24 protein-coding genes are annotated in these 25163 nt (G+C 65.3%); 13 read left to right on the top strand and 11 right to left on the bottom strand.

What is annotated here, in order from left to right; genetic code table 11:
- Nucleotides 1-10 precede the first annotated feature (10 nt).
- Complete coding sequence (locus ACL02S_RS02915) at nucleotides 11-793, top strand: ABC transporter permease (protein ID WP_412801085.1); 783 nt, start codon at nucleotides 11-13, stop codon at nucleotides 791-793.
- Nucleotides 794-926: 133 nt separating this feature from the next.
- Here the strand turns inward: ACL02S_RS02915 and ACL02S_RS02910 are convergent, their stop codons facing one another.
- A complete protein-coding gene (locus tag ACL02S_RS02910) occupies nucleotides 927-1262 on the bottom strand; it encodes an RNA polymerase-binding protein RbpA (protein ID WP_412800677.1) in 336 nt (111 codons plus the stop codon).
- Nucleotides 1263-1550: 288 nt separating this feature from the next.
- On the opposite strand from ACL02S_RS02910, the gene ACL02S_RS02905 reads away from it, so the two are divergent.
- Complete coding sequence (locus tag ACL02S_RS02905; RefSeq protein WP_412800676.1) at nucleotides 1551-1874, top strand: hypothetical protein; 324 nt, start codon at nucleotides 1551-1553, stop codon at nucleotides 1872-1874.
- A gap of 24 nt (nucleotides 1875-1898) precedes the next feature.
- On the opposite strand, the gene ACL02S_RS02900 is transcribed toward ACL02S_RS02905, so the two are convergent.
- Entirely contained in the window at nucleotides 1899-2885 is a 987-nt protein-coding gene (locus ACL02S_RS02900) for a glycosyltransferase family 9 protein (RefSeq protein WP_412800675.1), read from the bottom strand.
- A gap of 211 nt (nucleotides 2886-3096) precedes the next feature.
- Here ACL02S_RS02900 and ACL02S_RS02895 point away from each other — a divergent pair, with 211 nt between their 5' ends.
- Nucleotides 3097-3681: an HdeD family acid-resistance protein gene (locus tag ACL02S_RS02895; protein ID WP_412800674.1), complete on the top strand. Its 585-nt coding sequence runs from the start codon at nucleotides 3097-3099 to the stop codon at nucleotides 3679-3681.
- A 75-nt stretch (nucleotides 3682-3756) separates the two neighbouring features.
- Complete coding sequence (locus ACL02S_RS02890) at nucleotides 3757-4107, top strand: hypothetical protein (protein ID WP_412800673.1); 351 nt, start codon at nucleotides 3757-3759, stop codon at nucleotides 4105-4107.
- Nucleotides 4108-4152: 45 nt separating this feature from the next.
- Here the strand turns inward: ACL02S_RS02890 and ACL02S_RS02885 are convergent, their stop codons facing one another.
- The 4 genes from ACL02S_RS02885 to ACL02S_RS02870 form a co-directional block, all read right to left on the bottom strand.
- Nucleotides 4153-5361, bottom strand: a complete 1209-nt coding sequence (locus ACL02S_RS02885) for a Dyp-type peroxidase (RefSeq protein ID WP_412801084.1) — start codon at nucleotides 5359-5361, stop codon at nucleotides 4153-4155.
- Nucleotides 5354-5968 carry a copper chaperone PCu(A)C gene (locus tag ACL02S_RS02880; protein WP_412800672.1) on the bottom strand — a complete coding sequence of 205 codons (615 nt, stop codon included), beginning with the start codon at nucleotides 5966-5968 and terminating at the stop codon, nucleotides 5354-5356. The genes ACL02S_RS02885 and ACL02S_RS02880 overlap by 8 nt, the downstream gene beginning before the upstream one ends.
- Before the next feature lie 265 nt (nucleotides 5969-6233).
- Nucleotides 6234-6776 (bottom strand): hypothetical protein, encoded by a 543-nt coding sequence (locus ACL02S_RS02875; RefSeq protein ID WP_412800671.1) that lies wholly within the window; start codon nucleotides 6774-6776, stop codon nucleotides 6234-6236.
- A gap of 123 nt (nucleotides 6777-6899) precedes the next feature.
- Nucleotides 6900-7610: an endonuclease/exonuclease/phosphatase family protein gene (locus ACL02S_RS02870; RefSeq protein ID WP_412800670.1), complete on the bottom strand. Its 711-nt coding sequence runs from the start codon at nucleotides 7608-7610 to the stop codon at nucleotides 6900-6902.
- A gap of 213 nt (nucleotides 7611-7823) precedes the next feature.
- On the opposite strand from ACL02S_RS02870, the gene ACL02S_RS02865 reads away from it, so the two are divergent.
- Nucleotides 7824-8960, top strand: coding sequence for an alpha/beta hydrolase (locus ACL02S_RS02865; RefSeq protein WP_412800669.1), 1137 nt, complete (start codon nucleotides 7824-7826; stop codon nucleotides 8958-8960).
- Between the two features lie 102 nt (nucleotides 8961-9062).
- Here ACL02S_RS02865 and ACL02S_RS02860 read toward each other — a convergent pair whose 3' ends face one another.
- Entirely contained in the window at nucleotides 9063-9557 is a 495-nt protein-coding gene (locus tag ACL02S_RS02860) for an SLOG cluster 4 domain-containing protein (RefSeq protein ID WP_412800668.1), read from the bottom strand.
- 87 nt (nucleotides 9558-9644) lie between these two features.
- On the bottom strand, nucleotides 9645-10040 hold the full coding sequence (locus ACL02S_RS02855) for a hypothetical protein (RefSeq protein ID WP_412800667.1): 396 nt from the start codon (nucleotides 10038-10040) through the stop codon (nucleotides 9645-9647).
- Between the two features lie 342 nt (nucleotides 10041-10382).
- On the opposite strand from ACL02S_RS02855, the gene ACL02S_RS02850 reads away from it, so the two are divergent.
- A complete protein-coding gene (locus ACL02S_RS02850; RefSeq protein WP_412800666.1) occupies nucleotides 10383-10763 on the top strand; it encodes a hypothetical protein in 381 nt (126 codons plus the stop codon).
- A gap of 85 nt (nucleotides 10764-10848) precedes the next feature.
- The gene (locus ACL02S_RS02845; protein WP_412800665.1) at nucleotides 10849-12072 is read left to right on the top strand and encodes a serine hydrolase; all 1224 of its coding nucleotides are present in this window, start codon (nucleotides 10849-10851) and stop codon (nucleotides 12070-12072) included.
- A 59-nt stretch (nucleotides 12073-12131) separates the two neighbouring features.
- Here ACL02S_RS02845 and ACL02S_RS02840 read toward each other — a convergent pair whose 3' ends face one another.
- Nucleotides 12132-14750 carry a helix-turn-helix transcriptional regulator gene (locus ACL02S_RS02840; RefSeq protein ID WP_412800664.1) on the bottom strand — a complete coding sequence of 873 codons (2619 nt, stop codon included), beginning with the start codon at nucleotides 14748-14750 and terminating at the stop codon, nucleotides 12132-12134.
- A 235-nt stretch (nucleotides 14751-14985) separates the two neighbouring features.
- Here ACL02S_RS02840 and ACL02S_RS02835 point away from each other — a divergent pair, with 235 nt between their 5' ends.
- The 4 genes from ACL02S_RS02835 to ACL02S_RS02820 all read left to right on the top strand — a co-directional run bounded on the left by ACL02S_RS02835 (nucleotide 14986) and on the right by ACL02S_RS02820 (nucleotide 21616).
- Nucleotides 14986-15399 carry a DUF7144 family membrane protein gene (locus ACL02S_RS02835; protein WP_412800663.1) on the top strand — a complete coding sequence of 138 codons (414 nt, stop codon included), beginning with the start codon at nucleotides 14986-14988 and terminating at the stop codon, nucleotides 15397-15399.
- A gap of 265 nt (nucleotides 15400-15664) precedes the next feature.
- Nucleotides 15665-15997, top strand: a complete 333-nt coding sequence (locus tag ACL02S_RS02830) for a histone-like nucleoid-structuring protein Lsr2 (protein ID WP_412800662.1) — start codon at nucleotides 15665-15667, stop codon at nucleotides 15995-15997.
- Nucleotides 15998-16190: 193 nt separating this feature from the next.
- The gene (locus ACL02S_RS02825) at nucleotides 16191-20825 is read left to right on the top strand and encodes a cation-translocating P-type ATPase (RefSeq protein WP_412800661.1); all 4635 of its coding nucleotides are present in this window, start codon (nucleotides 16191-16193) and stop codon (nucleotides 20823-20825) included.
- A 167-nt stretch (nucleotides 20826-20992) separates the two neighbouring features.
- Nucleotides 20993-21616, top strand: coding sequence for an antibiotic biosynthesis monooxygenase (locus tag ACL02S_RS02820; RefSeq protein ID WP_412800660.1), 624 nt, complete (start codon nucleotides 20993-20995; stop codon nucleotides 21614-21616).
- A gap of 67 nt (nucleotides 21617-21683) precedes the next feature.
- Here the strand turns inward: ACL02S_RS02820 and ACL02S_RS02815 are convergent, their stop codons facing one another.
- Together ACL02S_RS02815 and ACL02S_RS02810 are read right to left on the bottom strand one after the other, a co-directional pair.
- Nucleotides 21684-22559 (bottom strand): TIGR03619 family F420-dependent LLM class oxidoreductase, encoded by an 876-nt coding sequence (locus ACL02S_RS02815; protein ID WP_412800659.1) that lies wholly within the window; start codon nucleotides 22557-22559, stop codon nucleotides 21684-21686.
- Between the two features lie 57 nt (nucleotides 22560-22616).
- Nucleotides 22617-23120, bottom strand: a complete 504-nt coding sequence (locus tag ACL02S_RS02810) for a VOC family protein (RefSeq protein WP_412800658.1) — start codon at nucleotides 23118-23120, stop codon at nucleotides 22617-22619.
- 450 nt (nucleotides 23121-23570) lie between these two features.
- On the opposite strand from ACL02S_RS02810, the gene ACL02S_RS02805 reads away from it, so the two are divergent.
- Both ACL02S_RS02805 and ACL02S_RS02800 read left to right on the top strand, forming a co-directional pair.
- Entirely contained in the window at nucleotides 23571-23744 is a 174-nt protein-coding gene (locus tag ACL02S_RS02805; protein ID WP_412800657.1) for a hypothetical protein, read from the top strand.
- Nucleotides 23745-23832: 88 nt separating this feature from the next.
- Nucleotides 23833-24924, top strand: coding sequence for a hypothetical protein (locus tag ACL02S_RS02800; protein ID WP_412800656.1), 1092 nt, complete (start codon nucleotides 23833-23835; stop codon nucleotides 24922-24924).
- Nucleotides 24925-25163 lie beyond the last annotated feature (239 nt).

Here is a 25163-nt window from a genome sequence, read left to right as displayed (position 1 = left end):
GCGGCTGCGGCTGTTCCGGGACAGCGCGATCGTCGCCCACCGTAATCTGCTGACCATCTTGCGGGTGCCGACGCTGTTGGTCACCGCGACGATCCAGCCGCTGATGTTCGTGTTCCTGTTCGCCTATATCTTCGGTGCCTCACTGGGCGGCGGTCAGTATCGGGAATTCCTGCTCGCCGGTATCTTCACCCAGACGGTCGCGTTCAACGCCGCGTTCACCACCGTAGGTCTTGCCGGTGACCTGCAGAAAGGCATCATCGACCGGATGCGGGCTCTGCCGATGTCGCGGCTGGCCGTGTTGATGGGCCGCACCTTGTCCGATCTGGTGGTCAACATCCTCAGCCTGGCCGTGATGGTCGGGTGCGGGTACCTGGTCGGTTGGCGGATCCACGGTAGCGTCGGCGACGCTGTGCTTGCGTTCGCGGTGATCCTTTTGTTCGCCTTCGCGATGTCCTGGGTCGGTGCGTTGACCGGCCTGTTGTCACCGACGGTCGAGGTGGCCCAGAGCGCCGGGCTGATCTGGCTGTTCCCGTTGACCTTCATTTCCTCGGCATTCATCTCCGCCGAGACGCTGCCAGGTCCGCTGCGCACGATCGCGGAGTGGAATCCGATCACCGCGGTGTCGGCATCGGGGCGCAAATTATTCGATAACAGCGCACCGCCCAGTTTCGTCCCACCCAGCGGCTGGGCGGCCGACCATTGTGTCGAGTACGCGACGGCCTGCTCGGTGGCGATTCTCGTAGTGGCCATACCGTTGGCGTTGCTGCGCTACCGCAAGGTAGCCAGCCACTGACCGATCGGCGGGGCCGATCGAGGAATCCGTCACTGTGCCGCTGCGGTGAGTTAGGCAAAGCATCGGGAGTGGAAACAGGGCGAGGGCAGGCATATCGGTTGATATGCCTGCCCTCGCCCTGTTCGCTCGGCCCTCAGGCGCGGCGGCGGGTTTTGAGCAACTCGAGGCGCTCCTTGAGCAACTCGTCGAGCTCCTCCTTGCTGCGGCGTTCCAGCAGCATGTCCCAATGGGTGCGTGGTGGTTTGGCCTTCTTGGCTTCTTGACTGGCGCCCTCGATCACCACACCTTCTTGACCGTTGCGGCACAGCCAGGTCGGCGGGATCTCGGCATCGTCGGCGAAGGGGACATCGAATTCCTCGCCGTTGTCGGTCCGATACCGTGCGATCCGACGTGGAGCCAGGTCGTGGTCGCGATCGGTCTCGTAGCTCACCGCTCCGAGCCGACTGCCTCGGAGTACGCGATCTGCCATGGTGTGCCTCTCCCTGTGTGCTCGAGCCTTCGTGCGTGGCGACGGTGTCCGCGTGCGGCGGACCGGGTCCGCATGAGCGTATGGCGCTCGCCGGACTTGATGTACAACGATCGGACCTGTGCAGGCAGTTCCCGACATGGCCGCGATGAACCGTTCCATTCTAGTGCCATCGGCAGGAGGTGGTGTCATCGGCAGGTGGTGTTCTCGGCGGGCCGCGCGCGTTGTGCCCCGCGATTGTCCGGGGGCGCCGAGTGGGTCATGAGCCACGGGATACTAGGGTTCTGCGTCATGTCGCGCCGCGTGCTGTCCTGTCTGTGGTGTGGGCGCCAGATCATGGAGTCGGAGGCCGGTCGTCGTCGCCGGTACTGCCGGCAGTCCTGCCGTCAACGTGCCTACGAACATCGCAACAGCTTGAAAGGAACCGGGATTCCCGACGATTCGGTGGTGCTCAGTGCTCAGGAGGCCGCCGATTTGGCCGACCGCTGGTTCGCTGCTCGCTGTGCTGCCGAGGATGTCGCCACCGCCATCGACGAGGGAGCGACGACAGAAGAGCTGATAGCGCTCGGTAAGGTTCTGGTCACGCTCACCAGGGACGCGGAACGTCTGCGCTGACCGGTTCTTCCGTCGGTGGCGCGGTCACCCGACGCGGCGGTAGGCCGATCCGCGCCGGTCGATGCCCGCGCTGTGCCACTTATGGGTGCGCAACTGCTTGTCGACAGCAGCGGTTACTTCGGCGACGTCGATACAGAGCAGGCCGGGATCGGGAATGTCGGCGTCGCGGTCGCCGAGGTGGCCTGCCCAGAGCACGGCATGTCTGCTCAACAGATGCGGAGGTGGACCGTTCCGTCGGGGCGAGGTAGGGCCGAACAGCAGGACGGTACGGGTTCCGAACGCGATGGCCAGATGCGCGACACCGGTGTCGCCGCAGATAACCAACGCGGCCTCGGCGATGGTCGCGGCCAGTTCGACGAGGTTCTGTTCCCCGGCGAGCACCCGGCTTGCCGGTAGCCCGGCCCGGGTGGCGATGCTCAGCGCGAGTTCGCGTTCGCCTTCGTCGCCGGTGAGTACTACCTCGCGCCCGAGTACCAGCAGATGCCGGACCACTGCGGCGAACCGCTCCGGTGGCCAGCGTCTGGCGGGTGCGCCCGCGCCGACGTGTACGACCACACAGTCCCGGTGGCTGGTGGTCGAGACCGGCGGAACCAGTCCGAGGTTGCGGCGGTCGGCCATGATGCCGCCGTATTCGAGTAGGTGGCACCAGCGGTCCACATCATGCATATCGCTCTGCCACTCGGGCCCGGAGAGTTCGGGGAATGCGGTGTTGCGATAGGTCAGGATGCGTTCGGGCTGCGTCTTGGCCAGCGCGACGATGCTCTCCGCGCTGTGGCCGTGCAGGTTGATCGCGAGTTCGGGTGCGGGTGCGTCCCAGCGCAGGCCGTCCGGTTCGGTGGTAGGCGCGAGGGTGTCGACGGAGGAGATCAGATCGACGATCGGTTTGAGTCGCTGCGGAGCCGCAAGGACGATGTGATCGTGTGGTCTGGTCCGGCGCAGCGCGCGTAAAGCGGGGACCGCGGTGAGTAGATCACCCAGCCCACGCGCTTGCAGCACGAGCAGAACCGCCACCCTCTTCTCCTAGCCACCCGAGTCTCGTCGAACCCGACCCACCCGTTCACCCAGGGGCGTACGTGAAGAGCCACTCAGCGTTTACTACCCGGCTGGGGAGCTGATAAACGTGCATGGCAAACGTCACAGTGTCACTGCTGGTCAGTTGCTGGTATCGCATGCGCTGGCAAATATTCAGAAAATATAGATACTTCAGCTATAGCATCAGCTCATGACGACAAACAGCGTGCTAGAGGGGCCGCTGCAGTCCCTTGTTCGCAGTGCATGGCAAACTATCTTGGTCACCGGTGTTCTCGCAGTGTTCCTCGGCATTTTGATCGTGGCCTGGCCGGGGGTGACGCTGTTGGCCGCAGGCATCATCTTCGGCATCTACCTGGTGGTCACCGGTGTGCTGCAGTTGGTGGCGGCTTTCGGAACACCGGCAGGGGCCGGTATCCGGGTGCTGTCCTTCATCGCCGGTGTGCTGAGCATCGTGATCGGGGTCTTCTGTTTCCGGGATGAGCTGACCTCGATCTTGTTGCTCGCATTGTGGATCGGTATCGGTTGGTTGTTTCGTGGGTTCGCCCTGGTGATGGCCGCGCTTTCCGAGCCTGCGCTACCAGGGCGCTGGTGGCAGCTGCTGTTCGGCGTGCTGACCGCGGCCGCCGGTGTGGTGCTGATCGTCTGGCCGGTGCGCTCGGTGGCCACCTTGGCTGTTGTGGCGGGGGTGTGGCTGATCGTGCTCGGCGCTGTGGAGATCGGCGTGGCTTTCGGAGTGCGCAGGGATGCCAAGGCCCGCTTCGGTGCGCCCGGCTGAGGAAGGAATTGGCGCATTCGATCATCCCCGGGGTAGAACAGTGAACTGTCACCCGAAACGTGGGGAGTATGCACCGTGGAATTCGTCTATGACATCGTTGTCATCACGCACCTGCTCGGCATGGCCGCCGTGATCGGCGCTTATGCCGCGCGGCAGCCCGTGGTCTCCGGGCCGATGGTGTGGGGGGCGCGATTGCAGATCGTCACCGGACTGATCCTTGTCGGCATGGCCGAATCGATCGATTCGCTCGGCAAGGATCCGAATATGGTGAAGATCGGTGTCAAATTGGTCGTTGCCATCGCGGTGGCAGCGTTCGCCGAGATGGGGTATGCGGATCACAAGCGGGGCAAGTCGGTGCCGTGGTTCGCGCACGCCGCGGGTGCGCTGGCGGTCGTCAACGTATTCGTCGCCGTGTTGTGGAGCTGACGCGATCCGGTGCCTGCGGGGTATTCCGCAGGCACCGGACGCGGTTCATGCCTCGAACAGTGACTGCCCGAGATAATCGCCCGGTGCGGACACCCCGGGCGGCATCACGAACACCGCAGAACCGATCGGCGTCGTCCAGATGTTGAGCGCGTCGACTTCCGCGAGACGGCCCTGGACGGGCAGGAACTGCGCGTCCACATCGCGCTGGTAGGCAGTGAACACCAGGCCGGAGTTCGAGATCCGGCCTGGCTGCGGTGCGTCGTCGTAGTTGTAGCCACGCCGGAGAAATCGTTCACCATCATGCGTGTGATGGGCCCGAGCGATATGCGAAGACGGCGGGATGACCGGGATGCCGTTCGCGTCGACCGCGGTGAAATCGGGTTCGTCGAATTCGTCGGTCCCGGTCAACGGGGCACCGTTGGCCACAGTGCGGCCCACGCTGAGTTCCCTCCCCTCCTGGTCGATCTCATCCCAGGTATCCAGTGTCATCGCGATCCGACGTAGTACCAACGAGGTACCGCCTGCCAGCCAGGGCTGGGTCGTGCCGTCATCCCACACCAGGCGGTCGAACTCTGGTGTATCGGGGACGAGGTTCACGGTGCCGTCCACTTGACCCATCAGATTGCGCGGCGACTTCCCCGGTTCGGCGTTACGGAATCCGCGCTGTACCCAGCGCACAGTGACCAGCGAGGATACGCTCCGGCACAGTACACGCACTGCGTGTGACACCGTGGTGACTTCATCGGCGCAGATCTGCAGCAACAGATCACCACCGGTCCAGGATGGTTCCAATCGGTCGATGGAGAACGGCGGCAAGGGCCGCAGCCAGGCGGGCCTGCGATGTTCGAGTTCGGCGAGCGGGAATACCGCGGGCCCGAAGCCGACCGTGACGGTGAGCCGCGCAGGCCGTTGCGCGAGTTCGGGTTCGGTGTCCGCGAGCGCGGGGCTGCCTTGGGTGAGCCGGGCGGCGTCACCGGTCCAGATCCGCAGCAGTCCGATGAGATCCGCACGTGTGGTATCGGGTCGCAGATCGAACGCGACGAACGCCGCGTGTGCCTGCGGTGCGGTGGCGATGCCCGCTTGGTGCGCGCCGTAGAACGGCACTGTCTCCAGCGGGTCCGCGGTGTCGGGTTCGTGCCGTTGGGTCAGCGCGACCATGCCGAGGCCGATCCCGGCGGCGCCTGCGGCGGCACCACCGCCGAGCAGCCGCCGCCGGTTGATGCGTACTGGTCGCGGCTCGTTCCGCTCAGCCACCGTGCGCGGGGGTCCGAGTGGCGGAGTGCGGCTCATCATGGGCGTGGTCATCGCCGGCATGGTCTGGATCGGCATGGCCGGGTGCGTAGTTCTCCTGATTGCCGGAGAAATCACGCACCTGGGCGGTGAAGGTCGTGGCCGAGCCGTCGTCGAAGGTCAGCGTGACCGAGGTTTCCGAGCCTGTGCGCAGCGGTCCGAGCAAATCCATGAACATGATGTGATCATGACCCGGTTCCAGGTTCTTCTGGCCGTGCGCCGGAATCACGAAACCATCCGGTTTGGGGCGCATCGCCGTGACCCCGCTCGCGTCCGTGACCACTTCGTGCAATTCCACCCGTTCGGAAGCCGGGCTGCTCGCCGATACCACGGTGCGGGGTGTATCGCTGTCGTTGTTCAGGATGCCGAATGCGGCGGACATCCCGCTGTCGGCCGCCTTGACCCACTGATCGGAGATGGTCACGGCATCGGCCGCTGATGTGGCAGCCGTCTCGTCGTTCGACGAGCAGGCCACCATGAGGAAGGGCACCATCGCGGTGGCTGCCGCGCCGCGCAGGATACGTGCGGTGCGCGAAGCGGGACGGAGCGGATTGACGGGGGTGGTATTCATGGGAACTCCAAAGTGGGGTTACTGATGTGCTCCCTCGGCAGTGCTCGGCACCCATCGGTTCGACATGCGGCTCGAAGCGCATCGAACCGTGGCCGGCCAACCCGACGGCGGGCGGCCGGCCCGTGGTGACGAGCGTGGCGTGGGCTGGAGAACATCAGGACAGCGCTGGATCTTCCGCTTGGGCGGAAGGTGTCGCATCGTGATCGCGCGGGGAACCGCCGGGTCGCCGGTGGCGCCGGATGCGGTATCCGCGTTCGGTCACGGGTCAGTGGCAGAGGGGTGGGCCGCGCAGGCCGGAGCCTGAACCGAGCAGGTGAATTCGGGGGCCGGGGAGCGCCCGGTCGATAGCGATCGTGCGGATTCCGGTCTGCGCGGCAGGACTGTCGACCAGGATCCGCACGGTGTGGTGCATTCCGGAAACCGCTCGCAGCACTGCCCGTTCGCCGGAGTGGATGAGCAGTGCGCCGATCGGAACGGCCGCCAGATGGGCGCCGAGCATCACCGGCGATATGCCCATGCTGTGCTGATGCCCGGCAGCCGAAGCCAGCGTGAGGTGCGCGACCGCCTGTGCGATCGTGAGCATCAAGAGGATTTCGCCGAATCCATGCTGTTGTGCGCGCGGCTGTCGTGCGCGTGCGCTGACCAGCACACCCACCGAGGAACACACGGCGAGTAGCGCTGTGATCGCCCACATACTGGGGAAGAGTGCGCCGCCGCCGAGCGCGTGCCCGGCGATGCTCACCGCCCCGGCCGCGGATCCGACGAAGGCGCCGCGCAGTCGCGCCGCCATTACTGTCGGATTTCGCACCGATCCATACTACCGCTTGTCATAGCGGGCGGCGGTGCCGGAGCGGGTGCGCAGCCTGGCACTCTGTTCGGAGTGATCGGTGTGCCTGCCGGGACGGTACTCGACCGCCATATCGTGAGCAGCTCAGAGCGTGACAGTCGCGTGGACGAGATTGTGATCGGATACTCCGTTGACATCGTCGACAGATGCGGTGGTGACCGTCGCGCCGTGTACCACGATGTGATCGATGTATTGCGATTTCGTGCCAGAGGTGCGTGGACGAGTCGGCAGTGCCCCTGGGGTGTATTCGGCGATCGTGAAGCCGTTGCCCAAGCCTGTGGCGACCGTGCTGCGGTCGGCGTTGAAATCACCGAGTAGCACGGTGGCGCGTTCCGATGCGGTGGAGAGTTCGGTCAGGCGGGACAGTTGGTGTGCGCGTCGCCGGTCGCCCGTGATGTGCGTGGCGATCACGACTACTCCGTCCGCGTCGACGACCAGTGCGCCTTTACCGCTGTCGTGCGCGAACGATTCGGAGGTGAGTTCCTTGCTCGGTGCGGTGGTGAGCACCACGAGGTACTCGCCACCGTCGAGCAATGAGCTGGGTATCCGGCGCGGGGTCGGTAGACGCTGATACCGCATGGCATGAAAAATTCGGTGCGGCATGGCTATTCGAAGATCTGCCAATTGATCGCCACTGACTTCCTGTAATGCGATGATCCGTTCGGTACGTTCGGCCACCTTGGCGGTGATTTCCGCGATCCGGGCGGACTCGTCCGGCCAGCGCGTCGCGACGTTCTCGTACCAGTTTTCGGCATGGACGCGATGCAGAACGTTCCATGTAGCCACCGTGATCACATTCGTGATGGTAAGCGACTCGGTGAAAACGATTGTGGCGCGGTTATGCCGAGGATGCCGGAGCGGCTGTCACCGGCCCGCCGAGCAGGCCGGGTGCCGCGTATCGCCGGTGTTCTCGGCACGGATGCCTTCGGGTGGTGCCACAGTAGTGGCATGCATGGCTACAGTGTGTTCCGGCGAGTCACCGGGCCGGGAACCGAGAGGTGGACGCGTATGTCGCTGCGGCGCGCGGGAATCATCGTTATCGCGGCGGCGATGCTCGCCGTAGTGTCGCCGATGGGTCATGCGGTGGCCGATCAGCTCGTGCCGGGCGCGTCGCCGGGAACTGTGGTGCACAGTGAGCCGCTGCCCGAACAGTTGTGGATCGAGGGCACGGGCGAGGCCCGCCGCTTGACATATTGGACCCGTACCTCCGAGGACCAGCCCGCACTGTCCACCGGAGCAGTCTTCATCCCAGCGGGTACTCCACCGAGTGGCGGCTGGCCGGTGGTGTCCTGGGAACACGGGACGGTAGGTCTCGGTGACGATTGCGCTCCCTCCACCGCTGGGCGTAGCCGGAACAATCAGGCCTACCTGGCCACCTGGATGCGGCAGGGCTACGCGATCGTCGCCACCGACTACATCGGACTCGGTACGCCGGGGACACATGCCTACCTCGATGGCCGTGCCGAGGCGCACGCGGCGATCGATATGGTGCGCGCGGCCAGGGCCGGAGACGATTCGCTGTCGTCGAAATGGGTGGCCATCGGTCAGTCACAAGGTGGTGGCGCCGCTGTCTTCACCGCATCATTGGCTACCGGATACGCCCCTGATCTCGACTACCGCGGCGCGGTTGCCACCGGGCCGGCTTCCGGCATCGTCGATGTGGCCACGCTCCTCGGGCCGGGTACGCCCCCGATCGAGAACCCGTATCTCATCGCGTATATCGCCTACACGATAGCGGGGCTGAAAGCGGCGCGGCCGAGTGTCGATATGGACCCCTATCTCAGTCCGCTCGGCAGGGAGCTGGCGACTGCCGCGCATACGTTGTGTTTCGGTCCGATGGCCGATCGGGTACAGGGCGTCTCGATCGATGAGCTGTTCTCTCGCCCGCTGGCCGACGGAGATTTCATCGCTACCGCCCGCTCGGTCATGGATATTCCGCTCACCGGGTACGACCGGCCGTTGTTCATCGGTCAAGGTGCCGCCGACACCGACATCCCGGCCCCGTTGACCGCGAAACTGGTCGCGGATCTGGTATCACGTGGTTTCCGGCCCGAGGTGCATATCTATCCCGGCGAGGACCACAGCACCACTGTGGCCGCATCCCTGTCCGACAGCATTCCGTTCGTCGCCCGCCTGTTCGCCTGATCCGGCCTGCTGCGGTGGCTACGCCGCGGCAGGTGGGCCGGAGGGGTGTTCTCCCGGTACGGCGGCTCTCGGCCACCTCGGACCTGTGCGGTGCGGGGTGGGTCAGCCAGGACCGGTCGTCTCGGCCGGGGTACCGCCGAGCGCTTGCCGCACGGCATCGGCAGGGCTGTTCGCCACCGGCCCCGCTGCGAGGGTCTGCCCGCTCATATCGCGAATCTCCCAGCCGCCGAGGCGGACAACCGGAATCCCGCCCCGGCGCCGGGCCAGCGCGAGCTCCGACAGGGTGCCCCATGAGCCGCCGACGACGATCACCGCGTCCGCCGACTCCACCAGGATGGCGTTACGCGCTTCGCCCATACCGGTGAACAGCACAGCCGACAAACCGGCGCAGACTTCGGTGCGATCGGTATCCGGTCGCACTCCGATCACCAGCCCGCCCGCGCGTGCCGCTCCCTCGGCGACCGCGGCCATCACCCCGCCGCCTCCGCCGCACAACACGGTGATACCCGCGCATGCCAAGAGCCTGCCCACTTCGCGGGCCCATTCGGCTTCCTGCCGAGTGCAGGCTCCCGGTCCACACACCGCGACTTGCCGCATCGGTTCACCTCGCTGTCGTCGAACTCATTGCCGTCGAACGAGGTGCCACCAGGACATTCTCTCGCAGGCATCGGCTTCGCGGAACTCTCAGACCATCACGAACGAGGCGGCGAACCATGCCAGCAGGACCAGCACGGCGCCGATCAGCGCGCCGGGGAACAGCGCCCGGCCGCGTCTGGCCGCCACACCCGACAGCACCGCGCCGATAGCGAATCCGGCGAGCCCGCCACCGACCATGATCCATACGCCCGCGCCGGTATCGACCCGGCAGTCCGGCCTGGACTCACAGATACCGCTGCCGAGCAGAAACCACGGTGCGAGGACCACCGACATGATGGCCAGCGCGGCGGGCAGGAACCACAGGAGTGCGCTGACCGCCAGATCGGCATTGCGCGGTGGCTCGATCGCGCGGACTTCCGGTTGGCGTATCGGATAGCCGGAAGAGGTTCTGCCGTGGGAGACCTGGTTCGGGTAACCGTGCATCGTGTCTCGCTATCGCTCGTCGGTGGAGTCGACCGGGTCGATGGAAGTTATACACGACCCTCCGGGACACTGAAGTGCTCGTGTTCCCCTCGGTGCGAAGGGCAGGTGGTCCGGCGTCTGCGGATCGCTCTCGCCCTGTGCGCGGGCCGGGGCACTCCCTTCTGCGTAGAACACATCGAATGCCTCCTGCCCGCCCTCGCCGGTGCCGAGTCCGCTGCCGGGAGCAGTGGAAGTGTCGGTCCGCTCCCCAGAGGCGGTTTCGTGGTAGAGCCAATCATCGGCGACCACCGTGCCGAATTTCCTATATAGGGGGTTATGGGGTATTCGAGCAAAGGTGAGTTTATGCGAGTTATAACCGGAATGTCGGCGGTCGCGATTCTGTGCAGTGGGGTCTTGGGCGCGGCCGTGCTCACGCAGACCCACGCGAGTGAACCGTTCGGCGCCGAGGCGGGCACCCCTATAGCAGCGCCGGTGTCCGATCCGGCCATGGAACAGGTGCTTGCGTTATCGTCACCGATACCGGGTCGGGTGCTGGCGTCGATGCCGGTTCCACCGGCCCCGCCACCTGTGCCACCGGTGGAACGTCCTCCTGGGCAGAACACATCGCCAGGGTCCATCGGGGTGTCTCCCTATGGTGTCGACGCCGACTTCTCCCTCCGTAATCAGCCGCCGCCAGGACCTCCGCCGCTGTCGTCACAGGATGGGTTCGATACGACTGTGTGAAGCGGTCCCAGTGTCTGTGCCGATCAGGTGCGCTGCTCCGCGCTGAGCACCGGCGAGCACGGCGTGCCGTCGATAGTCTGGACGGATGACTGCACGCACGGCCGGATCGGTGCGGATCGCGGCGGACATGGCCGCGGTGACGACTCGCGGCTACGAGGATGACCCTGCGGCGACCGGGATCAGCCGAGGCGATATCGAATCGGTATGGGAGTCGGTACAAGCGTGGTACCGACTCGGTACGACTCCGGCGATTCAGGTATGTCTACGGCGCAACGGCATGATCGCGTTGAATCGGGCCATCGGTCACGGCTGGGGTAATGCGCCGGGCGATGGCCCGGACGCGACCGAAGTGCTCATCACCCCCGATATGCCGTTCTGTGGTTTCTCGACCGCGAAGGGTGTTGCCGGTGCGCTCGTGTTCATGCTCATCGAGCAGGGGGCATTCGGACCGGACGAGCCGGTATGTGCCTATATCCCCGAATTCGCAGCGCACGGCAAGGACGCCATCACGATCGGCGATGTACTGTCCCACTCCGCTGGGGTGCCTTTCGTCACGCCGCCGTACCGGGGCGTCGATCTGGTACTCGACGAGGAGTTGGCCACGCGGGCACTGGCCGATCTCGTCCCGAGCTGGAAGCCGGGTCGTTTCCGGGTGTACCACGCATTGACCAGTGGTCTGATTCTGCGGCTGCTGGTGCAGCGGGCGACCGGTAAGCGCCTGCGTGAGCATCTCCGCGAGCAAGTGCTCGACCCTTTCGGTTTCCGCTGGACCGACTTCGGTGTGCGCCTAGAAGATCTCGGCGCGGTAGTGCCGAGCGTCCGGACCGGCCCCGCGCCCTCGCGGATAGCCGCCTATCTGGCCCGCAAAGCGATCGGTGGACGAATGGACCAGGCATCCCGCTCCGCGGCCGATGCCTTTCTGCTCGCCGAGCTACCCTCAGGGAATTTGGTCACCACCGCATTCGAGTTGTCACGGTTCTACGACCTGCTCACCCGCGGCACCCCGGACGGCCGCCGGATCATCCGGCCGGAGACACTGGCCGAGGCGGTACGACCCGCGCGCAGGATTCCCGGTGTCGCCGGACGAGTCAGCAGAGCCGGTTTCGAACTCGGCGGGCGCAGATCGAAGTTCGGTCGCGACACCGCATCGCATTTCGGCCGTAGCGGGCTGACCACCCAGTACGGTTGGGCTGATCCGGCGCGTGGCCTATCGGGCGCGATACTCACCAGCGGAAAGGCGACAGCCGATACCAGACGGCCATGGCAGCTGGTCGCGCAGATCTCCGCCGCGGCACACCCAGCCAGGTAGTTGTGCTGCCGGATGATTCGGCGCGCGATCATCGGTAGCGGAAACGACAGTGAGCCCGTTCAGAGCAACCCGCCGCGGCGAGCATGGTCGAGGGCGCCGATCCGGGAATTCGATCCCAGCTTGCCGTAGATACCACGCAAATGGGTTTTCACCGTATTGACCGAGACACCGAGATCGGCGGCGATCTGCTGCGCGGTGCGCCCGGACGGTAGCTGTTTGAGCACAGTCATCTCGGTATGGGTCAGTGCGGGGTAAGTCGCTCTGCGGCATACCGCGGGATGTCGCCGGACCAGCTCGGCGAAATTCTCCGATCGACCGAACCGGCCCGCGTAGCTGTCCAACAGGGGAATAGCAGTGGGTATGTCGAGGAACGGTCGTACGAGCAGCTGGGGGGCGGCGGCACCGAGCGCGTTCTCCAGCGCGGTAAGAGCCTTGGCGGGCATGCCGGATTCGTGTTGCGCCGAAGAGTACAGTAGCCACCCGGTGATCGCGCTGGCCGGGCGTAAGTCGCTCGCGTGTTCGAGCAACGGTTCGAGGAGGGCGCAGGTCGCTTTGGGCCGTTCCGCGGTAGCGGTCAGCGCAGCGCAGGACAGACGAATTTCGGGTAGGTCGCCGATCAGGCCACGGGCCCGATCGATCAGTACCTGCGCGGTTCTGATGTCGTTCGTGCGCAGCAGTGCCCACACCACGGGAAGAATCAGGCTGCCGGTCGTGGCAGGCAGCGGTTTGTGCTCCACCAAGGCGAGCAGGCTCCGGCGCAGCGCGTCGACCGCGGCGGATTGTCTATCGCTTCCCTCCAGATCGAGTAGCCGCCCGATCACCTGCTCGGACCATCCGGCTGCGGGGCCGAGGGACCCACCGTGATCGATGTGTTCGGTGAGAACTGTCGCCACCTGCGCCGGATCGGTCGGCTCGCCTTGTAGGTAGGTGCCGTAGGCGGCGATGGCGGTGGCTTGTACGGCGTCGATCGTGGCCGAAAGCCCGTATGCCTCGGCAGTCGCCAAGGCGCGTGCCGCACGTTCGCGCATTGCCGAGGCAGCATCGACGGCGTTCGCGGCGAATGCCAATCGAGTGAGCGCGCGCAATACCAACCGTGGTCTGCCGATGTGCTCGGTCAAGGCGAGACTCGCGTACAGCAGCTGCTCACCCCGTGTCACCGCACCGCGTGCGATCTGGGCGGTAGCGACCTGAATCGCGGAGTACGCATCGATATCGGGGTCACCGATCGGTGCGATTTCCTCCGGTAGCGCGCCGCGCAGAGTTCCGGTGGTCGCGGCGACATCGGTGGTCGCGGCCAGCGTAAGAGCATGGACCAGATCCGTTGCGGCGAAAGAGTTCTTTGCTGTACGCCGGGCGGTCGCGGTATCCAGACAGGCAATGGCTGTTGCGGTATCGCCGCGGACGAGTGCATCGACGACTCGCACCAGCCACAGAAAAGGATCGTCGAGGACTGTGGGTGCCGACTGCGCGAGTCCCTCGAACAGGGCGTCGCCTGCTCCGTCGAGAACTATGCGCAGGGCGCACTCGGACAAGAATTCCCCGAGGAGCCTGCGATCGGGGTCGGCGAGCAGATGCGGAAGAGCCTGTACGGCAAGTCCAGCGGAGCGCAACCACCGGGCCGACTGCGCGTGTAGGTCCGCACATAACTGTGGTCCGAGCCGGTATGCCTCGGCGCGAAAATAAGCGCGCACCATCGGATGACAAGCGAACCACACTTCCGCACCGCGCACGGCGGAGCTGATCGGGAAATGGATCCGTTCGAGTTCACGAAGATAGTGGCCTGCGCCGCCACCGACGAGCTCATCGGCGAATCGCTCGGTGAACGAGTCAGGAATGCTGGTATAGACGAGGAACTGGCGTAGCGCCGGTGGCAGCCCATCGATCAGCTCGCCGGCCAGGAACTCCGTGAGCGCTCGCGCGGGCCGGGCCAGTACGGTCAGCGCATTGGCGCGGTCGCCTGGTTCGGCAGCCAACTGAGCGGCACTGATGCGCACCAGCGCGGCCCAGCCATCGGTCAGCGTGCCGAGCGTGCCGAGCTCCTCGGCAGTGAGCTCACAGCCGTGTTCTCGGCAGATCGTATCGATCTGTTCGAGCGTGAAGGCGAGTTCCTTCGTGCCCCAGCGGGTCAGCCGCGCCTGCAGTTCGAGGAGGTGCCATCGGATCGGCAGCGCGAAGCGTCCGCACAGCACCGTTGTGACGGTCGGCGGCGCATGCTGCAGAAAGTGCTCGACTCCGGCGAGCGCGAGCGGGTCGGTGATCAGATGGGCGTTATCGAACACGAGCACCGTCGGAGTGGCCCGCGCAGCGAGAGCTTCGGCCAGTCTCGTCGCGGCTCCGGTCGACGGGGCGGCGCAGGCCGCGGGTGTCACCTGGAATCGAGTGTGCAGTACGTCCCACAGCGAGGTCGCGTCGTTGAGCCCTTCGGTGATCGTCAGCCAGGCCACATCGGGTTCACCCGCGGCCTGCCTGCGTGCCCACTCGGCCAGCAGAACCGTTTTTCCCGTGCCTGCCGGTGCGCACAGGAGCAGTACCTGCCCATTGCGGATATTCGAGATGGCATCGATGGCGGTGTGTAGATCCGCTCGAACGAGTGGTGAGAACGGTAATGCCGGTATCGCGCCTGTAATTTCCGCCGCGCGAGGGATGCGACGTAGAGCGGGGACGTGCGATATGGTCACCGTGCCTCCCGGGCCGTCTGCTGACAGATCCCTACCGCGCCTGATTTCCGGAATGTACCTGGCGCACAGTGCACTCGATCCCATCGTGTGCGGTCGTTATAGAAATTTCATCCCGATGGTGCTGGTACCGGATGGTGCTGGTACCGGAGTCATCCGGGTCGGGTGAAGTGCCGGACCGCATGGTTGCTGGAGATTCGGAAGACGTCTGTTCACTTCCCGAGAAAGGCAGCGATCGATGACGCACACGAGTGAATCGAAACAGAATCCGGTGCGCCGCGGTATCGCGGCGGGCACATCCATCGCGGCCGCGGTTCTGCTGCTTACCGTCGGCATACTGTCGATCTTCGAAGGTATTTCCGCTGTCGCCGAGGACGACCTCTACCTTGTCGGAGCGGAATACATTTACAAATTCGACACCACCACGTGGGGCTGGATCCATATCGTGCTCGGCATCTTCTTGGTCGTCGCCGCCCTTGGCTTGCTGACCGGCGCCATGTGGGCCAGGATCATCGCGATCTGTGTGGCCGCTTTGTCGATTCTCGGAAATTTCATGTGGCTGCCCTACTACCCGGCCTGGTCGATCCTCGTCATCGCGCTCGATGTCGTGGTGATCTGGGCGATCGCCGCGTGGCGGCCGGAGACGATCTGATCCTACGGGCTTCGCATCGGCCTTCATGCCGCAATTGCGGCATGAAGGCCGATGTTGTCGCAGTTCACAGCGGTCTGCTGCCGGATGAAGCCTGCGGCCTTACCGGATCTGGGCGGGTGGAGATAAGCGGGTAGATCGATCGGATTCCGGGTTCGCGGTACCGCGATAGCGGCCCCGCTGTAGTAGGGCTGGAACCGATCTGTTATCTACTGGCTACGATTGTTTTCGACTACTCGCGCTCGGTAACTGTGAAGGGACTATCTCTATGGCACGCAAGGTCGTGGTGACGCTGATCGATGACTTCGACGGCGAGTCTCAGGCCGAGGAAACAGTGTCCTTCGCCCTGGACGGCGTGGCCTACGAGATGGATTTGTCCACGGATAACGCCGGCAGGCTACGCGATCTCTTCGAGCCGTGGGTGCCGCACGCCCGCAAGCTCGGCCGGGCGCGACGCGGCCGCGGTGTCTCGCGCTCGACAACCGATCGGGAGCAGGCCACGGTCATCCGGGAGTGGGCGCGCAAAAACGGCATCGATGTGTCGGCACGCGGGCGTATCTCGGCGGAAGTGGTCGAGGCCTACAAGAAAGCCAACGGGTAACCCCACACGCCATGAGATGAGCTACCGGCCGGGGACCTGCGCCGGCAGGCCGGTACTCCGGATTTCTGTGACGGTGTGGCGATGACCGCGCGACGGTATGGGCGGGTGGCTCATCCGTAGGCGGTGGAACATTATCCGGCAAACCGGCTGCCGCAGCCGGTTTGCCGGATTCGCTCCTGGGTAGCTGCCGGATATGACTGTTTCACTGCGCGGAGTCGTTTCGTCGTGGTGGTTCGAGGCATCGACTTCCGTGGCGACGGAAGCAGTGCTCGCGGGCATGGATATGGCAGTCGATCTGGGATCCAAAGCTGCACAGGCTCCGAAGCACGCCGTCACGGCGAGCGCGTCGCTGCTGAAACCGAGCCGCGCGGAGCGGTCGAACGATGAACTCACTGCGCGGCCGTTGCCATCTCGGCACCGGGATGCGCAGCACGACGACCGTGCCGTCACCGAAATGCGCGGCCCTGGTTCCGGTGACAGCCTGTCTACCGCGCACCCACCGCGGCGGCCAGGCAATACCCAGCCCCTCCCGCGCCGATGGCGAGTGTACGAGGTGCCTTACCGTGTCCTTACCGTGCTCGCGCGCAGCGCAACCGAACTACCGGACTTCATCGCAGGCATCGAGCCGACCGAGGCCGCCACCCCCATTCACGAGCAGAGCTACCGCCGGGGTGACGAACATCCCGCCGACCCGGAACCAGTGCTGCGGGCCGGTATCCAGATCGCAGTCGATATATGTGCGATCGGGCTGTCGACCACAGCAGCCGTGTTGCCGCTGCGCGGGCCCGCCAAGGTAGTCCGCGCGGTCGCCGTGTTCGCCGATACCCAGCCCCGGGTACGCGAAATGCTCGAACAGCGGCTCGGTCCGCAGCGGGCAGATCTGTTACTCAGTACCGCCACTGCCTTCGGCAACGCGCTCGGCAACCGCGCCGCGGAGGCGACAGCGAATGTACTGGTCGATATCGCGCACCGGAGTCTCGTCCTGACCGAGGCACTGACCAGATATACGCAGTGGCGGTACTGGGAGGACGAGGCAACCCTCCATCTCGCCGATAGCCTCGAACCACCGGTGCCGACCCCCCGTATCGTCGATATGCCCCAGGGGCCGATCGAACGAGTCGCCGACGAAACAGCCACGGGTGCGCTCGCCGGTGCCGCCACCGCGGTCCTCGGTGGCCGTGGTCTGCTCGACGCGGCCGATGCGGTGGAACTCGGTGCACCGAAGGCAGCACGCGCCTGTCGTGAAGCCTATAGCGCCGTGGTCTCGACGCTGTTGAGCCGGGCGGGGGTACTGACACTGCGCCCCCGGGTCTGGCGCAGGCTGGATCGGTTGTCCGCGCTGGTGATCGATGGCGAGACATTGCTGACCACGCGCCGGGTGGTGCTCGCCGCCGAAGCGATCGACCAAGGGTGGTCGGTCGCCGAGGTCTGGAGCGCGAGCCAGCGGGTGCTGTGGACCAGGAGCGATGACGAAAACCTCGATGACGACCCGTGCTGTGCCGACCTGCGCCCAGCCGATTTCACCGAGCAGCTTCCACCACGTGCAGGCAGGCAACGGCTGGTACATCCGGGGACAGGGAAACCCGATCGCGGTGTGGCCCGTCGACCGGTATGGCGAGAACTCCAGAACAACGGCACAGCGGTGGGACGGGTACTGATCGGACGTGAACTCGACCGCCGCGCACCCACAATACTCAGCCGGGCACGCACCGCAGGTCTGCGCGTGATCCTTGTAGCAGGCACCGACGCCGCCGAGTTGCGGTCGATGTCCGACGACTTCATCGACCCGGCCCGCTCATTACGCAAACTGGTACGCGACTTACAACAAGACGGTCATGTGGTCGCTCTGCTGAGTCCGTGCGCACACAAGGCATTGGCGTCGGCGGATGTGGCCATCGGGCTCACCGGCCGGGAAACCGGTGTGCAGACACTGCCATGGTCCGCCGACGTGGTCTGCCGCGACCTGGCCCAGGCACACCGGATCCTGGCCGCTGTCGCGCCTGCCCGGCAGGTGAGTGAGCGCGGCCGTTCGCTGGCACTATCGGCGGCGGCCTTGGGTGGTCTGCTGCTCGCTGTCGCCCCCGACCGGCAGACCAAGGCGGCACCGGGCACCGCCGCACACCTCACCGGACTGCTCACCGGCGCCTACAGCGGGTGGCGCGCAGTCAGGGCCGAGCCACCGGCCACCCTGTCCCCACTACTGCCGTGGCATGCCCTCGAACCAGGCGAGGTCCTGCGCAGGCTACCCGAACCGATCCCGGTGGCAGACCGTGCCGGACCGAATCGGCAGACCAGAATACCGGGGCCAGCCACAGTCAGATCTGTGGCATCGTTCGCACGGCAACTTCGTCGTGAGCTGGTCGATCCGCTCACGCCGGTACTCGGGGTCGGCGCAGTCGCCACCGCCATCCTCGGCGCACCATTCGACGCGGTGCTGTTGTCGTCGGTACTCGCGGTCAACGCGCTGGTCTCCGCCTGGCAGCGGCAACGAGCCGAAAACGCGTTGCACCAGTTGTTCGAGCGGGAAAAACTCACCGGCAGACTGATCGGCCGCGCCCAACTCGACGCGGACGAACCCGATGAACACCGAGTGTCCGCGAACCTGCTCATCCTCGGTGACGTGATCACACTGCGGGCAGGCGATGTCGCCCCAGCCGATGCGCGACTGTTGCGCGCAGACGATCTGGAAATGGACGAATCCGGGCTCACCGGTGAATCGGTGACCGTCGAAAAACAGGTCACCGCGACCCCGGGCGCAGCAGTAGGCGACCGCGCCTGCATGATCTTCGAAGGCAGTACCGTCGTCAACGGGACCGGTCGGGTGATCGTCGTGGCAACAGGAGCCGACACCCAGACCGGTCGGGCCACCGCAGGCGCCATTCCACCGGAAAAAGCCGGCGTACAAGCGCAAATGCGCAGGCTGACCGACCGCGCTCTGCCACTGACCTTGACCGGTGGCGGGATCGTGACCGGATTAGGGATACTGCGTGGCGGACCGCTGCGAGCCGCCATCGCCGATGGTGTCGCAGTGGCAGTCGCCGCGGTACCGGAGGGGTTGCCCCTGGTGGCAACGGTCGCTCAGCTCGCAGCCGCCCGCAGACTCTCCCGCTACGGCGTCCTGGTCCGAGCCAGCCGGACCGTCGAGGCCCTCGGCCGGATAGACACCCTGTGCTTCGATAAAACCGGGACCCTCACCGAAGGACGCCTGCGCCTGACCACCCTCGCGGACCTCGAACAGCAGTGGCACCCGCATACGAACTCCGGCGGTGCTCGCACATTGCTCCGCGCGGCAGCCCGCGCCTGCCCCGATCCTGCGGAAGGACCGATCGTGCACGCCACCGACCGCGCGGTGTTGGAGGCAGCCGAAGAGGTGCTCGGAGACGATACCCGCCGCTGGGACCACATCGACGAGATCCCGTTCGAGTCCAACCGCGGCTACGCCGCCACCCTGGGTCACACCACCCGCAAACTACGTCTGATCGTGAAGGGAGCCCCCGAGGTCGTCCTGCCACGCTGCAGCACAGTACGCAGCGGTGAGACAGGCAGCCTCCCGTTCGACGAACACACCAGGGAGCGCGCGGAACACGCGATCCGCGAACTCGCGGAACAGGGGCTGCGCGTGCTGGTGGTAGCGCACCGCGACCTGCGCACCGCGCCGGACGACGTCGAGGCGTACGTCGGAGAGCTCACCCTGCTCGGCTTCCTCGGACTGGCCGACACCCCACGCCCGCAAACTCTCCCGCTCATCACCGCATTGCGCCGTAACGACATCAGCGTCAGGATGATCACCGGCGACCATCCCGTCACCGCGGCAGCCGTGGCCGGACAACTCGGTATCGCGGCGGGCACAGTGGTCACCGGCGCGGATCTGGATGGTTTGGACGAGACCGCACGGGCCGCATTGATCGAACACAGCACAGTCTTCGCTCGCGTCGACCCCGAACAAAAGGTGCGCATCATCGCCGCACTTCGCCGCGCGGGCCATGTCGTCGGGATGACCGGCGACGGCGGCAACGACGCTGCCGCGATCCGCACGGCCGACGTCGGAATCGGCCTGGCGGCACAGGGCTCCATAGCTGCCCGCAACGCCGCCGATCTAGTACTCACCCATCCCGACCCACTGGCGCTACTGCACGCCCTTGTCGAAGGCCGTGGCATGTGGCAGCGGGTCACCGACGCGGTCGGTGTACTGGTCGGCGGTAACGCCGGTGAAGTGGTCTTCACCCTGTACGGCACCGCCGTCAGCGGCCACGCCCCTCTGGGCACCCGGCAATTCCTACTGGTGAACATGCTGACCGATATGTTCCCCGCCATGGCGTTGGCCCTGTCTCGCACCAGGGACACCGCGGATCCATCGGATTCCGACGACCCGCATACCCAGGCACAGCTGGCAGCCGAACGCCTCGCCGAACTACCCCCCGCACGGCTGGGGACGGATCTGTTACGCGCCCTCGCCGTCCGTGGCGTCGTCACCGCCACCAGCGCATCGATCGCCTGGACCCTCGGCCGGTACACCGGTACGCAGCGGCGTGCCGCCACCATCGGATTGGTCGCTCTCATCGGTACCCAACTCGGGCAGACCCTGGTTTCCGGCTACCGTAGCCCCTTGGTCTGGCTCACCATCGCGGCAAGCGGCACGGTACTCGGTGCGGTGGTGATGACACCGGGGCTGTGCACCTACTTCGGTTGTCTGCCGTTGGATCCCGTCGGGTGGGCGATCGCGACCACCTGCGCGGTGACGGCTACCGCCACCGCGGTGTTCGCGCCTCGTCTGCTGCCGGAATCTCTTTTCTCCGATGCCGGGACGTTTCGAGCTATTGCCCGGTAGCACGGACACCCACTGATCACTCCATACGCGACAGCGCAGCGGTAGGGGAGCAGGCAACCGGCCGGCCACCACCTCGGTGGCATTGCGCACATCCGAACCCTGGAGGAAGGTGAGTATGTCCGGTGGCGCCACCGGGGTGCCACCCTGATCAGGGCAGGAGGTGCCCCGTGTACGCACGTTCCAGCACATTTGTCGCCCAACCTTCGGCTATCGACAAGGGGGTCACCTACCTCCGCGATGAAGGGATGCCGAATCTGTCGGAGTTCGAGGGTTGGGTGGGTTTGTCCATGCTGGTCGACCGGTCGACCGGACGCTGTATCGCCACGACCGCGTGGGAATCCGAGACGGCACTCCATGCCAGCAGCGATCGAGTCCAGTCGATACGCGAGAGACTGGCCCGTACCTTCGATGGCAGGCTGGACCGAGTCGAGGAATGGGAGATAGCGCTCATGCACCGCGGCCACCCGGCCGGCGAGAACTGCCGCGCCCGGTGCACCTGGGTACAAGTCGATCCGGACCGGCTCGACCGGCTGATCGATACATTCAAAAACGAAGCGCTGCCGCAGACCGAGCGGCTCGACGGATTCCGCAGTGCGAGTCTGTTCGTCGACCGGGCAACCGGCCGTGCCGTGACCGCGATCGTCTGGGCGAATGAGGAAGCTCTCGAGGCCAGCCGGGAACCGGCGATTCGGACCAGGGCCGCGGCGACCCAGCGGCTGAGCATAAATGTGCTCGAGGTCGGGGAATTCGATCTGGCATTCGCACACCTGCGGGTACCCGAGATGGCCTGAATCGACCGCGGCGTCAGGTCGGAGTGCGGTTTCTCCGGCCTGACATGAGGGAACTTCGCAGAGCAGCTCACCGGTCGACCTTCGCGATGACCTCCTCCGCGAAGCGGGACAGATGAGCGATCTTCGTCTCGAGTGGCTCGGTATCCTGCTCGGTGGTGTACGGCACCCGGAACCCGACGATCACATCGGTGACCCCCTTGTCCTCTAGACGCTTGACGCCGTCGGTGGTGAAGCCATCCAGTGAAATGACATGGACCTCGAAGTCCTTCCTGGTGCCGTACTCCGCGCGCAAGACCTTCAACTCGGCCAGCAACCTGTCCAGTTCGGCGCCGTCGCCGCCTGCGTGCATCCATCCGTCGCCACGCTGCGCGGCCCGGCGCAGCGCGGGTTTACTGTGCCCGCCGATGAGGATCGGTACCGGTTCGGTCGGCACCGGGCTGATCTTGATCGGCGGAATATCGTAGAACTTCCCGTGATATTCGAAGTACCCGCCGTTCATGAGGCCGCGCACAATATCGATACACTCGTCCATCCGCGCACCACGTTTGTCGAACGGCACCCCCATGATCTCGAAATCGTCCGGCCACGGACTGATTCCGACCCCGAGTCCGAGCCGATTACCACTGAGCGCGGCCACCGACGCCGCCTGCTTGGCTACCAGGACCGGCGGCCGGATCGGCAATTTCAACACGAACGGCGTGAACCGCAGCGTGCTGGTCACCGCGGCCATCGCGGCACTGAGCACGAAAGTCTCGATAAACGGCTTGTCCTCGAGGAACTCCCGGCTCCCATCCGGGGTATAGGGATACTTCGCATCGGAGTTCTTCGGATACGCCACGCTGTCGGCGACCGCCATAGCGGTATATCCCGCCTGCTCGGCGGCCTGGGCGAGCGGAAGGTAGAACGAAGGATCGGTCATCGTCTCGGCGTAGGTGAATCGCATGTCGATCGCCTTCCCGGCGCATCGAATGCGCCGCACGGGTCCTGACGATAGCGCCACCTACTGCCATGGGTTGGTGAAACCTGCCGGAATCAGGTGGTCGAACATCGCCTTCATCTCTTCTGACAATCGCATCAACTCGATGTAGGAGCCGATCGACCCGCCATCGAGGTAGGCGAACTCCATCCCGATGTCATCGAATCTGCCGCGCGCGACGATCTCGATGCCCGCGGCACAGGCTTCGGTGAGCGCGGCGTCGTAGTCGTCGGGTACCCAGGCAGCGTGATGCAGCCCGGGGCCGATGCGTTCGAGCTGCTCGGAGTACAAGCTCACCCCATCCCGCGGCTCGATCAGCTCCAATTGCTGCCCACCGGCGTAACCCAGCGCCACACTGATCGTGTAATCGGTCGGCACACCACGTAATTCAGCGGATTCGGTACCGAAATGCACATCGGGGATACTGAACCAGTCCGCCACCCCGTACTGCTCGGTGAACGCCTGCTGCGCCACGGCGATATCACGTACTACCCAGCACAGCTGAAAGATAGCGCCGCCGACGATCATTGCCGACTTCCTCTGCAGCTCATCGGCTTCGGAGAGCGGCGAAAGAATGTCACCCCGTTGTGTACGGACAGGAGGCGGTGCCTCGTGCCGATTCCCGATACGTCATAGGTGACTGCCGCCACATTCCTCACATTATTCAATTAATCACCTGTATCCGGCACCGTCAATACGCGGATCCACTGCCGCGCGGACAGCTCCGGTGGCACTGCGCGCACCGTGCTACTCGATGTTCGGATACAGCGCATCGGCGGTGCCGCATCGATGTACCGCTGCGCGATGTCGTACCGCTGTGCGATGCCACCGGCGCGGCAGCACAGTGTGGTAACCCGACCCCGGTACTGCCAGGAGCGCGCCGCGGTTGGTGGGTCTACGGGCCGCCCGGACCGCCCCCATCTCGACCAGAGCGACATCGCCGCCTCGCCGGACGCTGCCTGAGCGTATCGTGGACACGTGGGCGTCATCGGGGAACTCTTTCCTGGCAAGAAGCTTATGCACGAAGGCGATCAGGACGGCGAAGGGCAGGTGCACACCCCTCGGTTCGATATCGATCTCGATACCGGGGTGGCGCGGATGTCCCGAGCGGTAGAGCCTGCCGGTGGAGAACGACAGGCCGGGCAGTCCTAGGGGAGGGGAGTCTGCGAAATCCCGATCGCGCCACCCGGACGAACCGATTGATCACGCATATCCGCCGCGGATCGACCAGACTTGCTGGGTGACTCGATACGCATTCGACGCCGACCGTGCCGCCCTCATCGCCATCTGGGCGACCGGGCGGGGTGATCTCGCCCACCTGGTTGCGCCATTACCCTCGTCGGCGACCACGGATCAGGCAACCGACCTGGCATCGAATCTGACTACTCTGTCGCGGTTCCAGTGGCGTACCTACACCCATCCGGCCAGTGCCGCGGGTGACCCCGGCGTCCCGGAGAGCGAAGCATGGCGGCGCGCCGAAGAACGCGGGAACTTCGAAGAAGTCGAAGCGGGGCTGTGTAATCCCCATCTGCCTACCGAAGAAGGACTGCTCGTCTCCTATAGCGGCGTCGTCGAATCCGCACACCGTATCGGACGTGTGCTGCACGCTATCGGCGACAGCGCGTTGTGCGACGCCATTGTCGCCGAAGTACGGGCCGAGCAAGGAGCCATCGAATCCGCCGAACGCGGCGATCTCTCCGGTCGTGCCAGGCAGGCTGTCGAATTATCGCGTCCCGATGTGTCCCCGGCCCAAGTCCATGCCGCTGATGCGCTACTGCGCGCGGATCCGCTCGGCGCCATCGAACTGTTCACCGAGATCGATCCCGCGTCCGCGTCTGTTGCCGCTGCCCATTGGTTGTACGCCGCGGCGGAAGTCGCCGGCGAGGCCGCGGAGGTGCCGACCACCGATGTCGTGGCCGAGGCCGAGGGTGTCGAGTCGCTTCACGTCGAAACTCCGACTCTCGTACTGGAACGACTGGCGGCAGGCGATACCCCGACCGAGGTGGTTCTCGACTTGATCGCCGAGGCCATGGCGGTAGGTGAAGGTCGTATCTCCGCGCCATGGGACTTCGTCGCTCGGGTCGCCGAAATCGAGGCGCAGGCACATCGCTTCGGTGTGGATGCCGACACCCGTCAGACGATGCTCACCGGATTCCGTATCAGCCGCCTCGACCCCGCGCGACCTGCACTCGACCTTTTGGAAGATCTTCTCGACGGCATTCGCGGTTGCCTGCTTCTCTACTCCGCCCACATCGATGCGGACGACGTGGTATCCCAGTTCATCGCCGACATTCGTGTCGAAGCCGACGCCGATCCCGAAGACCTCTTCTGACGTCGAAACCGCGGCGCGAAGGCATCCTGGCAGGGGAGGGCGCCCCGAATCTTCGATGGCAGGGGAGAGAGGGGGCAGGCATTGTGGTCGTGCCTGCCGAACAAGTACGGGGGAGCGTCTTCGTTCGATGGACACGCCCCAAGGGGCGGAAGGGCGCAGCGAACAGCCGCTGATGTTCACGTACCGCACGAACGCTGTATGGAGCCGCCGTGGAGCCACTGTATAAAAAAATATTGTGT

Source organism: Nocardia spongicola (assembly GCF_047200775.1).
GTDB lineage: Bacteria > Actinomycetota > Actinomycetes > Mycobacteriales > Mycobacteriaceae > Nocardia.
The sequence above is the reverse complement of the archived record's forward strand: the minus strand, read 5'-3'. Positions and strand labels throughout refer to the sequence as shown.

Coding starts and splice junctions, on each gene's coding strand:
- ACL02S_RS02910 (WP_412800677.1), bottom strand. CDS start 1,262: ATGGCAGATCGCGTACTCCGAGGCAGTCGGCTCGGAGCGGTGAGCTAC.
- ACL02S_RS02905 (WP_412800676.1), top strand. CDS start 1,551: ATGTCGCGCCGCGTGCTGTCCTGTCTGTGGTGTGGGCGCCAGATCATG.
- ACL02S_RS02895 (WP_412800674.1), top strand. CDS start 3,097: ATGACGACAAACAGCGTGCTAGAGGGGCCGCTGCAGTCCCTTGTTCGC.
- ACL02S_RS02880 (WP_412800672.1), bottom strand. CDS start 5,968: ATGAATACCACCCCCGTCAATCCGCTCCGTCCCGCTTCGCGCACCGCA.
- ACL02S_RS02865 (WP_412800669.1), top strand. CDS start 7,824: ATGTCGCTGCGGCGCGCGGGAATCATCGTTATCGCGGCGGCGATGCTC.
- ACL02S_RS02860 (WP_412800668.1), bottom strand. CDS start 9,557: ATGCGGCAAGTCGCGGTGTGTGGACCGGGAGCCTGCACTCGGCAGGAA.
- ACL02S_RS02855 (WP_412800667.1), bottom strand. CDS start 10,040: ATGCACGGTTACCCGAACCAGGTCTCCCACGGCAGAACCTCTTCCGGC.
- ACL02S_RS02850 (WP_412800666.1), top strand. CDS start 10,383: ATGCGAGTTATAACCGGAATGTCGGCGGTCGCGATTCTGTGCAGTGGG.
- ACL02S_RS02845 (WP_412800665.1), top strand. CDS start 10,849: ATGACTGCACGCACGGCCGGATCGGTGCGGATCGCGGCGGACATGGCC.
- ACL02S_RS02835 (WP_412800663.1), top strand. CDS start 14,986: ATGACGCACACGAGTGAATCGAAACAGAATCCGGTGCGCCGCGGTATC.
- ACL02S_RS02830 (WP_412800662.1), top strand. CDS start 15,665: ATGGCACGCAAGGTCGTGGTGACGCTGATCGATGACTTCGACGGCGAG.
- ACL02S_RS02825 (WP_412800661.1), top strand. CDS start 16,191: ATGACTGTTTCACTGCGCGGAGTCGTTTCGTCGTGGTGGTTCGAGGCA.
- ACL02S_RS02815 (WP_412800659.1), bottom strand. CDS start 22,559: ATGCGATTCACCTACGCCGAGACGATGACCGATCCTTCGTTCTACCTT.
- ACL02S_RS02810 (WP_412800658.1), bottom strand. CDS start 23,120: ATGATCGTCGGCGGCGCTATCTTTCAGCTGTGCTGGGTAGTACGTGAT.